The organism is Flavobacterium sp. DG1-102-2, assembly GCF_033042555.1.
Classification (GTDB): domain Bacteria; phylum Bacteroidota; class Bacteroidia; order Flavobacteriales; family Flavobacteriaceae; genus Flavobacterium.
This window is the reverse complement of sequence record NZ_JAWLIK010000002.1, coordinates 379,220-393,059: the sequence shown is the minus strand read 5'-3', so window position 1 is coordinate 393,059 and position 13,840 is coordinate 379,220. Positions and strand designations below refer to the sequence as shown.

At 39.9% G+C, this 13,840-nt stretch carries 16 protein-coding genes; 9 read left to right on the top strand and 7 right to left on the bottom strand.

From position 1 onward, the window contains the following. Positions 1–114: 114 nt before the first annotated feature. From R1T16_RS05125 to R1T16_RS05100, 6 genes are all read right to left on the bottom strand, one after another. Positions 115–1,002 (bottom strand): DUF3078 domain-containing protein, encoded by an 888-nt coding sequence (locus R1T16_RS05125; protein WP_317500005.1) that lies wholly within the window; start codon positions 1,000–1,002, stop codon positions 115–117. Between the two features lie 70 nt (positions 1,003–1,072). Continuing rightward, a complete protein-coding gene (locus R1T16_RS05120; protein WP_317500004.1) occupies positions 1,073–1,585 on the bottom strand; it encodes a DUF2480 family protein in 513 nt (170 codons plus the stop codon). A 170-nt stretch (positions 1,586–1,755) separates the two neighbouring features. Further along, positions 1,756–2,079 (bottom strand): SUF system Fe-S cluster assembly protein, encoded by a 324-nt coding sequence (locus R1T16_RS05115; protein WP_317500003.1) that lies wholly within the window; start codon positions 2,077–2,079, stop codon positions 1,756–1,758. Positions 2,080–2,081: 2 nt separating this feature from the next. Beyond that, a complete protein-coding gene (locus R1T16_RS05110) occupies positions 2,082–2,501 on the bottom strand; it encodes a SufE family protein (RefSeq protein ID WP_317500002.1) in 420 nt (139 codons plus the stop codon). Positions 2,502–2,507: 6 nt separating this feature from the next. Beyond that, positions 2,508–2,963 carry a hypothetical protein gene (locus tag R1T16_RS05105; RefSeq protein WP_317500001.1) on the bottom strand — a complete coding sequence of 152 codons (456 nt, stop codon included), beginning with the start codon at positions 2,961–2,963 and terminating at the stop codon, positions 2,508–2,510. A 26-nt stretch (positions 2,964–2,989) separates the two neighbouring features. After that, positions 2,990–4,204 carry a cysteine desulfurase gene (locus R1T16_RS05100; RefSeq protein ID WP_317500048.1) on the bottom strand — a complete coding sequence of 405 codons (1,215 nt, stop codon included), beginning with the start codon at positions 4,202–4,204 and terminating at the stop codon, positions 2,990–2,992. 385 nt (positions 4,205–4,589) lie between these two features. Here R1T16_RS05100 and R1T16_RS05095 point away from each other — a divergent pair, with 385 nt between their 5' ends. From R1T16_RS05095 to R1T16_RS05080, 4 genes are read left to right on the top strand one after another with little or no spacing between them, the layout of a single operon-like run. Next, positions 4,590–5,471 carry a hemin ABC transporter substrate-binding protein gene (locus tag R1T16_RS05095; RefSeq protein WP_411162018.1) on the top strand — a complete coding sequence of 294 codons (882 nt, stop codon included), beginning with the start codon at positions 4,590–4,592 and terminating at the stop codon, positions 5,469–5,471. Further along, positions 5,461–6,495 (top strand): iron ABC transporter permease, encoded by a 1,035-nt coding sequence (locus tag R1T16_RS05090; RefSeq protein WP_317499999.1) that lies wholly within the window; start codon positions 5,461–5,463, stop codon positions 6,493–6,495. The genes R1T16_RS05095 and R1T16_RS05090 overlap by 11 nt, the downstream gene beginning before the upstream one ends. Before the next feature lie 6 nt (positions 6,496–6,501). Next, positions 6,502–7,278, top strand: a complete 777-nt coding sequence (locus tag R1T16_RS05085) for a heme ABC transporter ATP-binding protein (RefSeq protein ID WP_317499998.1) — start codon at positions 6,502–6,504, stop codon at positions 7,276–7,278. A 12-nt stretch (positions 7,279–7,290) separates the two neighbouring features. Further along, complete coding sequence (locus tag R1T16_RS05080) at positions 7,291–8,328, top strand: hemin-degrading factor (RefSeq protein WP_317499997.1); 1,038 nt, start codon at positions 7,291–7,293, stop codon at positions 8,326–8,328. A gap of 63 nt (positions 8,329–8,391) precedes the next feature. Here the strand turns inward: R1T16_RS05080 and R1T16_RS05075 are convergent, their stop codons facing one another. Next, on the bottom strand, positions 8,392–9,249 hold the full coding sequence (locus tag R1T16_RS05075; protein WP_317499996.1) for an MBL fold metallo-hydrolase: 858 nt from the start codon (positions 9,247–9,249) through the stop codon (positions 8,392–8,394). A 160-nt stretch (positions 9,250–9,409) separates the two neighbouring features. Here R1T16_RS05075 and R1T16_RS05070 point away from each other — a divergent pair, with 160 nt between their 5' ends. The 5 genes from R1T16_RS05070 (at position 9,410) to sufD (ending at position 13,835) form a co-directional block, all read left to right on the top strand. Next, the gene (locus tag R1T16_RS05070) at positions 9,410–9,739 is read left to right on the top strand and encodes an iron-sulfur cluster assembly accessory protein (RefSeq protein ID WP_317499995.1); all 330 of its coding nucleotides are present in this window, start codon (positions 9,410–9,412) and stop codon (positions 9,737–9,739) included. A 34-nt stretch (positions 9,740–9,773) separates the two neighbouring features. Continuing rightward, a complete protein-coding gene (locus R1T16_RS05065; protein ID WP_317499994.1) occupies positions 9,774–10,136 on the top strand; it encodes a four helix bundle protein in 363 nt (120 codons plus the stop codon). 48 nt (positions 10,137–10,184) lie between these two features. Further along, positions 10,185–11,633, top strand: a complete 1,449-nt coding sequence (gene sufB / locus R1T16_RS05060) for a Fe-S cluster assembly protein SufB (RefSeq protein WP_317499993.1) — start codon at positions 10,185–10,187, stop codon at positions 11,631–11,633. 137 nt (positions 11,634–11,770) lie between these two features. Next, a complete protein-coding gene (gene sufC, locus R1T16_RS05055) occupies positions 11,771–12,517 on the top strand; it encodes a Fe-S cluster assembly ATPase SufC (RefSeq protein WP_317499992.1) in 747 nt (248 codons plus the stop codon). Position 12,518: 1 nt separating this feature from the next. Beyond that, positions 12,519–13,835: a Fe-S cluster assembly protein SufD gene (sufD, locus tag R1T16_RS05050; protein WP_317499991.1), complete on the top strand. Its 1,317-nt coding sequence runs from the start codon at positions 12,519–12,521 to the stop codon at positions 13,833–13,835. Positions 13,836–13,840: the final 5 nt, after the last annotated feature.

Genomic DNA, 13,840 nt, shown 5'->3' with positions numbered 1-13,840 from the left:
AGATAATTAGGCGTACTGACAGGTTTTTAACGTTATTATAATACTGAAAGCATCCCGCAAACACTACTATGTCGTTTGCGGGATGCACGGTGTTTTTTATATGGTAAAGCAGGATTAGAATCCGTAATTGGCAGCAACACCAAATACCTGCCTAACCTGAAGCCCCTTATATGCATTGTCATCATAAATCATTTGGAATGACAAGTTGGTAGTAAGATACCTGTTAATGCGCATAACCACATTAAGCTGATAGTTGATATCCACATTCTGTGGATCTTCCAGATAGTTAGAGTACAAGCCAAGAATATTTTCGAATGTCACATTGGCCAGAACAACAACTTTATAATATGCCGATGCATTGAAACCTAATTCGTAACGCATAGACTCACCTTCCTTAACCCCAAAATAGGCTTCATCGGGCAGGGTAGAATTAGCATCTACAAAAGTAAATTTAGATGTTGCCGGAGACAGGTTAAAATAAAAGTTTTCATCTCTTTTATAAAGCATACCGGGACCTATCATTAAATAACCCGGAGACAGGAAGTTAGTATATTCTTCCCTTTGCTCGGCGCCATTTTCGTCTCTTGAGTAGTTATATCCTTTAGTAAACTGTGTCCTAAAGTTTAAGAATGCTGAGTAGGACCATCTTTCTGTTGCCTTTTTACCCAAAATAGAGTTTACCTCAAGGCGGTCATCGGTCTTTTTAGCAAAAGATGATGTTCTTGTTTTTACGATACCATACGAAGCAATAACCTTGTTGTCCCAGCTCCAGTCACCTTTTTTGTAATTAAAATCATAGTTTACACCAAGTGTTCCTGAGATGTTATTCTCACCACCGGCAACCCAGTTATTAAACGTGGACTGATTGAACAGTAACGAAGCATTACCATTTGTAAACCATGGGCCTATGGTGTCTTTCTCTGTGGCTTTTTCCCCTCCATCCTGAGCGTTAGCACCAAGCGAACCTGCAAGGCATAACAAAAAGAGTATCTTTTTCTTCATAATTAATTGCTGTTTACACAAATATAATTAATAAAGAAAAAGATACTCTTACTTTTTTGATAAAATAGCCCTACCTTTTTTTGTACAAAGGCACAGATGAACAGGCTTCGCCAAACATTATACTCCTGGCTACCGGCATAAGTTTCTGGGTTGCCATTACATAGGCTTCCTGCGGTACAGCCTTTTTAGAGCAGCCCTTTATTATTACAGGCTTACCTTCGTATTCGCTATAATCAAGGTTATTTAACAGCTCCTGATATATATGGATATTGATGTCTTCTGCCCTACCCTGTACCACTTTTTTTGCAAATGGCTGCAAGTACGTTGTAATGAGCATATAGGCCCATGCCGGTACTATGGCATCGGTACTGCAATACAAAGCAACGAACTTTCCATTATACTGTTCCCAATCATGGTTCTTAAGCGTTTCACGAAACTCTTTCTCGCGAAGCACAAAACCTTCCCATAGCCAGCCTGATATATCTAAGCCCGCGCGCTCTCCTTCAGGATAATAATCTTCAAGGTCAAACACCTGCAGGACACTGCCTGCAACGCGGTTTATTATTTCTTCTTCTTTTTCCATTTTGTTTCGGGTTTAATGTTTAAGGTTTAAAGTTTCTCACTCCATCCCTTAAGCCTAATACAATCACTTACAGCTATTAACTCCGTAGAGATTTTTCGACTCCGCTGCGCTGCGCTCAAAATGACAGAACGCAAACAACTGTAAACCGTTAACTGTAAACTGATAACTAATTAAAGCATTCCCAGTTCCAGCTTAGCTTCTTCGCTCATAAGATCACGGCTCCATGGCGGATCGAATGTAATTTCAACCTCAGCAGCGGTAACGCCTTCAATTTTTCTTATCTTTTCCTCTACCTCCATCGGTAAGCTCTCTGCAACCGGGCAGTTAGGCGATGTAAGCGTCATAAGTATCTTCACTTCGTTATCGGTATTTACCATAACGTCATAAATTAGCCCAAGTTCGTAGATATCTACAGGTATCTCAGGGTCATATATTGTTTTTAGCACTTTTACGATGTCTTCGCCCAGTTGTGCCGTGTCTATTTCCTGTTCCATAGTTAGTTCTTTGCACTGTAAGCCAGCGCATACATTTTAATTTGTTTAATCATAGATACCAGTCCGTTTGCCCTTGTGGGAGAAAGATGTTCCTTAAGGCCAATCTCGTCTACAAAAGCGGTATCAGCTTCAAGGATATCAGATGCTTTCTGATTAGAGAATACACGGATAAATATCGCTATAAGCCCTTTAGTAAGTATAGCATCGCTATCAGCAGTAAATTGCAGCTCGCCGTCTTTCTGTTCGGCGTGAAGCCATACCTTGCTCTGACAGCCCTTAATGATATTATCTTCGGTTTTGTACTGTTCCTTAATAAGCGGAAGCGAATTACCCAGGTCTATCACATACTGGTAACGCTCTTCCCAATCGTCAAACATGGAAAACTCATCTATTATCTCGTCCTGAATTTCTTTTATGCTCATTCTTAATTATCTCTTATCTAAATCAGATATCATTATTATTTTATCAACAAGGCTTTTTATCCCTGCAGGAGGGTTACCGTGGTCAAAAGTAGTGCTATTATACTCTTTACCATCCCTAATAATTTTAAGGTTCGCAGCAAGAGCGCCATCAAACTGATGTTTTTTAGAAGGAGCATCAATATCTTTCAGCCCTTCAACATTTAGTTTTCCTGATGCAGCCACCAATTGGTTCCAGTCACTTTTACCAATGCTTTTTGTTACCACGTCTTTCATTGCGTGATCTTTTATCGTAACGATGCTATCGCTTGTTACAACAACTTTTTTGTAAGCACCGCGTGTTGAGGCAGTATATTCAAACGAAAGCGAGTTAGCTGCCGAATCAGCGTTTGTCTTTACCGTTTTTGCAGATGAACACCCTACAGCAAAAGCGATGGTTAAAAGTACTAATGCAATTTTTTTCATATTGATTGTTGTTTGTTTTTATTTCTCTAACTCAGCATTCGCTGTGCTTTTATCACTGCCTGTACTAAAGCATCTATTTCTTCTTTTGTATTATAAAAAGAGAATGATGCCCTTACCGTACCCGGAATATCAAAAAAACTCATTACCGGCTGGCAGCAGTGGTGGCCTGTACGCACTGCGATTCCCATCTTGTCTACAATAGCACCAATGTCATACGGGTGTATACTACCCACATTAAATGATATCACCGATGTTTTATTTGCAGCCGTGCCTATAATTTTTAGCCCTTCTATTTCAAGAAGCTTTTGTGTACCATACTCTAAAAGCTCGTGCTCATAAGCCGCAATAGCATCAAGCCCTATGCTGTTAAGATAATCAATAGCTGTGCCAAGTACTATACCGCCCTCAATGTGAGGTGTTCCTGCTTCAAATTTATGCGGCAGGTCGGCATAGGTGGTCTTTTCAAAGGTAACTTCTTTTATCATTTCGCCGCCACCCTGATAGGGAGGCAATTTTTTAAGCCACTCTTCTTTACCATATAATGCACCAGAGCCTGTCGGTCCGCATATCTTGTGTCCTGAAAAGGCATAAAAATCGCAGTCGAGCGCCTGCACATCTATTTTTAAATGCGGGGCTGCCTGTGCACCGTCTATAAACACCGCCGCACCTGCTTCGTGGGCTTTTTTTATGATATGCTCAATTGGGTTGATGGTTCCAAGCGAGTTAGAAATATGATTAACCGAAACAAGTTTTGTCTTTTCTGAAAGCAGCTTTTCAAACTCTTCGATGATAAGCTCTCCCCTATCATTCATTGGGATAACTGTAAGCTGAGCTCCCGTTCGTTCACAAAGCATCTGCCATGGCACTATATTGCTATGGTGTTCCATTGCCGATATCATGATCTCATCGCCTTCTTTTACAAAAGCGGCAAAACCATTAGCTACAAGATTAATTCCGTGCGTTGTTCCGGCAGTAAAAAGCACCTCATATGTATGCTTTGCATTGATATGTTTTTGTATCGTTTGCCTGGAAGCTTCATAAGCATCGGTAGCCAGCTGGCTCAGCGTGTGTACCCCACGATGAATATTTGCATTTATAGTGCTGTAATAGTTACTTATGGCATCTATTACAACCTTAGGTTTTTGAGAGGTCGCCGCGTTATCAAAATAGACAAGCGGTTTACCGTTTACGGTCTGGTTTAATATGGGGAAGTCATTCCTGACTTTTTGTATATCTAACATTATTGTACTTTCTGTAGTTATAGCTGTGCTGTGCATAGCAGATATTATACCTGCAAATTTACGTGATGTTTTTTTAATAACTGTTTTTTGCCATAACATTTAAGAAATGTGGTTATTGTAAACTCCTATTTTCTATGTATTTGGTTATCAAGTAAACATTAATTGCATCAAAACTTTAGTAATAACTATTTTATTGCCTGCTAAAACAAGACGGCACTTTTGTGTTTATTTTTTTCAATTCCAATATTACAGGGCATAATCTCACAAATCTTAAAGTGTATGCAATCTAAATTTAACCGTTTTGTTTTTGAGGGTACGATTTTATGAAGTAAGTTTGCGCTAATTTAGATTAATTATAAACAATCAATCATTACTAATGAAAAAAATCAAACACATAGTTATGCTTGCCTTTGTTCTAACAGCGGCAATTTCTTGTAAAAAAGAAGAAAAAGTTACCGAAGAAACAACTGTAAAAACAGATTCTGTTGTTTCTGCAAAAATAGAAAAAATCGTTTCGCTTAACGGCGCAGTGACCGAAATCGTTGCTGCTCTTGGCCATGAAAAAGAAATCGTTGCGACAGATGTTACAAGTACATTTCCTGAAAGCCTTAAAACTACAGCTAAAGACCTTGGCCATGTTCGCCAGATTTCTATAGAAGCTATTATGGCTCTACAGCCTACAGTTATTCTTGCTACAGATAAAGACATGAGCCCTGAACTATTAGAAAAAATTAAAAAATCAGGCGTTAAGGCTGAAGTTTTCACTCAGGAATTTACGCCTGCAGGAAGTAAAAAACTTATTGCAGATGTTGCAAAAACACTTAACCATGCTGACTATAAAGCTCTTGAAGAAAAAATTGACACTGACCTTGCCGCGGTAAAACCTATCGCTAAAGCGCCTAAAGTATTATTTATATATGCCCGTGGCGCTAACATGATGATGGTAAGCGGTACAGGTACTCCTGTAGAAAAAACTATTGAGCTTGCCGGCGGTAAAAATGCGGTAACTGATTTTGCCGATTACAAACCACTTACTCCGGAAGCACTTATAAAAGGAAACCCGGATGTTATCTTATTGTTTGATTCTGGCCTTGGCAGCCTTGGCGGACCTCAGGGTGTTCTTAAAATTCCCGGAGTTGATAAAACCAATGCAGGTAAAAACAAAAAAATCATCGCTATGGATGGCGCACTTCTTTCAGGTTTCGGACCGCGTTTAGGCGAAGGTGCTGCAAAACTGAATGCCCTTTTATCTGAAAATGCAAAATAAACTTCCAATATATCTTATAATAGGTTTAGTACTGCTGGCGGTGCTGGCAGTAGTTTCGCTGTTTATAGGTGTATATGTCTTTGAAAAACAATCCATACCGCAAATACTTGCCGGTATTATAAACAATGACGGCTCTGTATCAGACAGTGACCGTTTTGTATTGATGGAGCTGAGGCTTCCGCGTATAGTTATGGGTATACTCATAGGCAGTGCACTCGCCGTGTCGGGCACCTGCCTTCAGGGAATGTTCCGTAACCCGCTTGCAACCCCTGATCTTTTAGGGATTACAGCCGGAGCATCTTTAATGGCAGCCACCTCTATCGTATTGGGCAGCCATATAAAACCCTACATACCTGAGGCTTTTCATTTTTCATTGTTAAGCATAATGGCCTTTTTAGGGGCCTTGCTTACCATGATACTCGTATACCGCATGAGTACGCTGGACGGAAAAACCAATGTGGTGATCATGCTGCTTACCGGCGTAGCCGTTACAGCCCTTGGCTTTGCCTTTATGGGACTTTTGATCTACATCTCTAAAGAAGAAGAACTCCGTGACCTTACCTTTTGGAACCTTGGCAGCCTCAGCGGTGCAACCTGGAGCAAAAATGTTATTCTTGCTGTTGTTTTAACCGTATCATATAGCATACTCCTCCCTAAAGGAAAAGCACTCAACGCCATGATGCTTGGCGAAAAAGACGCACAGCACCTGGGTATACCTGTAGAGCGCATAAAGAAACAAATTGTGCTGCTCACAGCACTTATGATAGGCACCTGCGTGGCATTTGCAGGAACAATAGGATTTGTCGGGCTAATCGTTCCCTACATATTACGCCTGATTTTCAAGTCAAATTACCACATTATCCTGCCTTTATCTGCTATCTTTGGCAGCATTTTGCTTCTTACAGGAGATACGATAAGCAGGACTATAACGCCACCGTCTGAAGTGCCGCTTGGAATTCTTACTGCACTTATGGGCGCGCCTATTTTTATAACCATACTGATAAGAAGCAGGAAAACAATGTAAAGGACTATGTTAGCAGCCGAAAAAATATCATACGCACACCGCAAATTCTCAATACTGGAAAACATAGATGTTACAGTAAACAAAGGAGAACTGCTTGTTATTGTAGGCCCTAACGGTGCAGGGAAATCTACACTGCTAAGTATGCTTGCTAATGAGCTTGACGGAAAAAACCAGTCTATCTTCTTTAAAAAGAAGACCTTCCGTGAGTGGGATGGTAATGAGCTTGCACAAAGCAAGGCTAAGTTTTCGCAAAATAACAGCCATGATATTCCGCTTACAGTAAGCAACGTGGTCATGATGGGGCGCTATCCTTACTTTAGTTCGATACCACGCAAAACCGACGAAGAAGCTATTGTAAAGGCAATGGCAGAGACCGATGTGACCCACCTGGCACAAAGGGATTATAATTCACTTTCGGGTGGAGAAAAACAACGCGTACACCTTGCAAGGGTTCTTACCCAGCTGGACAATGATATAAAAAACACGCTTGTCTTTTTAGACGAGCCATTAAATAACCTTGACATACTGCACCAGCACCGCATATTGCAAACCATTAAAAAGTTTACCCAGCAAGGACATACTGCAATAATGGTACTGCACGACCTTAACCTGGCAGCACAATTTGCCGACAGGGTAATGCTGCTTAAAAAAGGTAAGATAGTAAGTCATGACGTACCCGAAAAGGTATTTACAAAAGAAACCATAAGCGCCGTATACAATTTTCCGTGTACTATCTGCGCTAATCCGGTCAATAATAATCCGTTAATAATTTTTGGAACTTAATTTACAATACATATGAGTACAATAACCAATTCATTAAAAACTCAATGGGAAGCCCTTAAAGCTGAAAACCCACATTTAAGAATAAGAAATGCTGCAGAGCAGCTTGGCGTAAGCGAAGCAGAGCTTGTAGCAGTAAGCACAGGAGAAACGGTTACGCGTCTTCGCCCTGAATTTGCAGCTATACTTAGCGAAGTCGAAAAACTTGGAAAAGTAATGGCTCTTACAAGAAACGATGAGTGTGTGCATGAGCGTAAAGGTGTTTACCTTAATGGCGACTTCAGCTCTCCGTTTGCAAGTATATTTGTAGGCGAGGATATCGATCTTCGTATGTTCCTTACACATTGGGACAAAGCTTTTGCAGTAGCAGAAAAAAGCGAACACGGCGACAGGAAAAGCCTTCAGTTCTTTGGAAAAGATGGTCTTGCAATACACAAAATATACCTGACTAAAGACAGTAACGAGGCTGCATTTGATACACTTGTTGAGCAGTTTAAATCTGAAAACCAGTCTACAGAAGAGACTACTGTTGAAGTACCGCTTATTATAGATGAGAAACCGGACAGCGATATTAACTTAGCCGAATTTCACGAAGCATGGTTAACACTGCCTGATACACATGCTTTCTTTGGTATGCTTAAGAAATTTGGCGTTACAAGAACACAGGCGCTTCGCCTTGCTCCAAACGACCACCTTGCTAAAAAAGTGGACAAAGAAGTTGTTGCTAAAATGCTTGAAGGAGCTGCAGAGCAAAAACTGCCTATCATGGTATTTGTAGGTAACAGGGGTAACATCCAGATCCACACAGGACTTGTACGCAAAACAATGTGGCACAACCAGTGGTTTAATGTTATGGATCCTGACTTTAACCTTCACCTGGATACAGATAAGATCGCTCAGGTATGGGTAGTGCGCAAGCCTACTGCCGATGGTGAGGTAACTGCACTTGAAGTTTACAACGAAATGGGCGAGATCATCGTTCAGTTCTTCGGAAAAAGAAAACCGGGTGTACCTGAATTAACTGAGTGGAGAGAACTTGTAGCATCGCTATAATTTACGCTGGTTATATAGATTCAAATAAAAAACCCCGCCTTCATAAGAGGGCGGGGTTTCATTTTAAAAAATATCTTCGCAGGTAAACGTTTCTTTAAGGCGAACACCCTTTTCGGTTTGTTCTACAGTGATAATCTGGTTATGTGCATCGTGTTCCAGGAAGAGATGATAACCCCTCTCGGCTGCGGTATTAAGAAAACGTGCCTTTTCATCTATAGTCAATAATGGCCTTGTGTCGTATCCCATTACATAAGGTAGCGGAATGTGACCCACGGTAGGCAGTAAATCGGCCATGAAAACAATAGTATTTCCGTTATAACTAATATGGGGAATCATTTGTTTTTCGGTATGCCCGTCGGCAAAGAATATATCAAACCCCAGTTCGCTTTGCTCTAAAAATCCTGCGTCAGGCCTTTCAATAAATTTAAGCTGGCCGCTTTCCTGCATCGGCAGTATGTTTTCGCTCAAAAAAGAGGCTTTTTCGCGGGCATTCGGTTTGGTCGCCCATTCCCAATGATTTTCATTAGACCAAAAATGCGCATTCTTAAAGGCAGGTTCGTAACCCGTTTTGTCTTTATTCCACTGAATACTTCCGCCGCAATGGTCAAAATGCAGGTGTGTCATGAAAACATCTGTAATATCATCACGATGAAAACCGTGTTGTGCCAATGACTTGTCTATGCTATGGTCGCCCCACATGGAATAATAGCCAAAGAATTTTTCGCTTTGCTTATTGCCCATTCCGGTATCAATCAGTATAAGTTTGTTACCGTCTTCAATAAGGAGGCATCGTGCTGCAAGGTCAATCAGGTTGTTGTTGTCGGCAGGATTAGTTTTATTCCAAATGGTTTTTGGCACAACGCCAAACATTGCACCACCATCAAGCTTAAAATTGCCGCTCTCTATAGGGTATAATTTCATTAGTATAAATTTATTGGTGCCAAATTAACAATTTTACAATTAAGTATTGGTATAAGTATTGTTTATAGCTCTATTTGTATAAAAACTGCACCTATTATTGCATTATACAAAAATGTGGTATCTTTGCACTAAATTTAGACTAATTATACGTTTATAAATCATGATAAAAGTTTCTGACACAGCAAGAAAAAGGGTTGTATCCCTTATGGAAGATGATGGCTTTGATGCAGCTACCGACTATGTGCGCGTAGGTGTGAAAAGCGGCGGGTGTTCAGGTTTGTCTTATGATCTTAAATTTGACAAAGCCCTGGGCGAAAATGATAAAGTATTTGAAGACAACAACATAAAGATTGCCGTAGATAAAAAGAGTTTCCTGTATTTAGCAGGTACTATCCTTGAGTACTCAGGCGGCCTTAATGGTAAAGGTTTTGTCTTTAATAACCCTAATGCGCAGAGAACATGCGGATGCGGGGAGAGTTTTTCTCTTTAATTTAATATTTAAAGATTTAAAGATTTAAGAAGGCATGACAAAAACCTTTACTGAATTTGAGGTATATCAAAAATCAATAGTGCTTGCAAAAGAGATTTTCAGATTAATGAATACCCAAAGTTTTGAAAGGGAATATGGCTTTAAGGATCAAATTAAGAGAGCAGTAGTTTCTATAAGTAATAATATTGCTGAAGGCTCTGAATATAATAACAACAAACAATTCATACGGTTTTTGAGGCATTCTAAAGGAAGCTGTGCCGAAGTAAGAAGTATGTTGATCTTGTCTAAAGAGCTGAATTTTTGTAATGAAGAGGAAACTAAAACGGCAATTGAATTAAGTATTGAAATTTCTAAGAATCTATCAAAATTTATAGAGTATTTAAAATCGAAGATTTAGGGAGTAATCTTTAAATTTTAAAATTTTAAATCTTTTAATGTAAAAATAATGAGTAAGTATACTGAAGAGGAATTAAAAATTGAGCTTGAAACCAAAGAGTACGAGTACGGTTTTTATACTGACATTGAATCTGAAACATTTCCAATAGGGCTTAATGAAGACATCGTAAGGGCACTTTCTAAAAAGAAGGAAGAGCCTGAATGGATGACGGACTGGCGCCTTGAGGCTTTTCGTGCCTGGCAGCAAATGACAGAGCCAGACTGGGCAAATGTTCATTATGAAAAACCTGACTTCCAGGCTATTTCATATTATTCTGCGCCTAAAACGATAGATGCCAATAAAACCCTTGATGATGTAGATCCTGAATTATTAGCGATGTACAAAAAGCTTGGAATCTCTCTTGATGAGCAAAAGAAAATGAACAACATTGCCATGGACATCGTGGTCGATTCAGTTTCTGTAGCTACTACATTCAAGAAAACACTTGCTGAAAAAGGCATTATTTTTTGCCCGATTTCAGAAGCGATAAAAGAACATCCGGAACTGGTTAAGAAATATATAGGATCTGTAGTGCCGCAAAAAGACAACTTTTATGCCGCGCTTAATTCGGCTGTATTCTCTGACGGTTCTTTCTGTTATATTCCAAAAGGAGTACGCTGCCCAATGGAATTATCTACGTACTTCCGTATCAACCAGGCCGGTACAGGCCAGTTTGAACGTACGCTTGTAATTGCCGATGAAGGTAGTTATGTTAGCTACCTTGAAGGCTGTACAGCACCATCGCGAGATGAAAACCAGCTGCACGCTGCTGTAGTTGAGCTTATTGCAATGGATGATGCCGAAATTAAATACAGTACTGTACAAAACTGGTTCCCTGGTAATAAAGAAGGTAAAGGCGGTGTATTTAACTTTGTGACAAAACGAGGGATTTGCGAAAAGAACGCAAAGATATCATGGACACAGGTAGAGACAGGTTCTGCCGTTACATGGAAATACCCAAGCTGCATACTTAAAGGCGATAACTCTGTAGGAGAATTTTATTCTATAGCCGTTACGAACAACTACCAGCAGGCAGATACAGGAACTAAAATGATACACCTTGGCAAGAACACTAAGAGTACTATTATTTCTAAAGGTATATCGGCAGGTAAATCGCAAAACAGCTACCGCGGACTTGTACAAATAGGGTCAAGGGCAGATAACGCACGTAACTTCTCTCAGTGTGATTCATTGCTAATGGGTAATAACTGCGGTGCGCATACCTTTCCTTACATCGAATCTAAAAACACAACGGCTAAAATAGAACACGAGGCTACAACAAGTAAAATTGGAGAAGACCAGGTATTTTATTGTAACCAAAGAGGTATACCTACAGAAAAAGCCATTGCTCTTATTGTAAACGGCTTTAGTAAAGACGTGCTTAACAAACTGCCAATGGAGTTTGCTGTAGAGGCACAAAAACTGCTTGAAATCTCTTTAGAGGGGTCAGTAGGATAAAATAGCTTTTCGGGTTTTAAGTTCAGTGTTGAGCGTGCCCGAAAAAATAAAATTAGAAGTATTATAAAATAAGGTTTGAGTAAGCGGTGCCAACAGGAACCCGGAACTCGAAACTCCAAACCCGAAACAAAAGAATAATGTTAAGTATTAAGAATTTACACGCCCGTGTTGAAGATAAAGATATCCTGAAAGGTATAAACCTTGAGGTTAAAGCTGGTGAAGTACACGCTATAATGGGACCTAATGGTTCAGGTAAAAGTACGCTTTCATCGGTCATTGCCGGTAAAGAGGATTATGAAGTGACTGATGGCGAAATCCTTCTTGAAGGTGAAGACATTGGCGAACTTGCTCCTGAAGAAAGAGCGCATAAGGGTGTTTTCCTTTCATTTCAGTATCCTGTAGAGATACCGGGAGTATCGGTTACAAACTTCATGAAAACCGCTATCAACGAAAGCCGTAAAGCTAAAGGACAGGAAGAAATGCCTGCTAACGAAATGCTTAAGCTTATCCGTGAGAAAAGCGAAATGCTGGAAATAGACCGCAAATTTCTTTCACGCTCTTTAAACGAAGGTTTTTCGGGTGGTGAAAAAAAACGTAATGAGATCTTCCAGATGGCAATGCTTGAGCCAAAACTGGCTATTCTTGACGAAACCGACTCTGGCCTTGATATTGATGCACTTCGTATCGTTGCAAATGGTGTAAACAAACTGCGCAGTGAAGACAACGCTGTAATTGTTATTACACACTATCAGAGGCTTCTTGATTATATCGTGCCTGATTTTGTACACGTGCTTTACAACGGTAAAATTGTAAAATCAGGAGGTAAAGAGCTTGCCTACGAGCTTGAAGAAAAAGGTTACGACTGGATTAAATCGGAAAATTAAGATGGAGTTGAAGGAAAAATTATTGTCTTCTTTCATGGCTTTTGAAGAAGGATTGGATGTTGAGTCAGATCTTCATGATGTTCGTACAGAAGCACTTAAGAATTTTGAAACTAAAGGCTTTCCTACCAAAAAAGAGGAAGCATGGAAATATACATCGCTTAACGCGGTACTTAAGAACGACTTTAGCGTTTTTCCTAAACAGGAAAATGTAGTAAGCTATGAGGAGGTAAAAAAGTATTTTATCCACGAGATAGACACTTACAAGGTTGTACTTATTGATGGTGTATTCAGTTCGTTCCTTTCCTCAACGACACATGAGGGAGTAGACATATGCCTTATGTCTTCGGCACTAAACAAGCCTAAGTACAAAGAAATAATTGACACCTATTTTAACGCTATTGCCAATACAGATGACAGCCTTACGTCGCTTAACACTGCTTTTGCAAGCGAGGGTGCTTATATCAATGTGCCTAAAGGTAAAGTTGTAGAAAAACCTATTGAGATCATGTGCTTTTCTACAGGAAATGAGGCAGCCCTTATGGTACAGCCGCGTAACCTGGTAATTGTTGGCGAAAACGCACAGGTACAAATCATTGAAAGACACCAGAGCTTAAATGGCAACCCGGTGCTTACAAATGCCGTTACAGAGATTTTTGCAGATAAAAGAGCAATTGTAGATTACTACAAAATTCAAAACGATCTTCATAGCGCTAACCTGGTTGATAATACATATATCGCTCAAAAGGCAGATAGTAATGCATCTGTACATACGTTCTCTTTTGGCGGTAACATTACAAGGAATAACCTTAATTTTTACCATCAGGGCGAACACATAGAGAGCACGCTTAAAGGGATTACTATCATTGGTGACAAGCAGCTTGTAGACCATTACACACTCGTTCAGCACGCTGAAGCAAACTGTGAAAGCCACCAAAATTACAAAGGTATTTTTGACGGCAGTTCTACGGGAGTATTTAACGGTAAGATATATGTTGAGAAGGAAGCGCAAAAAACAGACGCTTTCCAACAGAATAATAATATTTTACTAAGCGAAAAAGCTACTATAAATGCTAAACCTCAGCTTGAGATATTTGCAGACGATGTAAAATGTTCTCACGGCTGCACTATTGGCCAGCTTGATGATAACGCGATGTTCTACATGCAGAGCCGAGGAATACCGCAAAAAGAAGCAAAAGCATTACTTATGTACGCTTTTAGTAACGAAGTTATTGAGAGTATAAGGATACCGGCACTTAAAAGCAGGATCACCAAGCTTATCGCCTCAAAACTTGGTGTGAGCATGGGCTTTGACCTCTAAGCGAT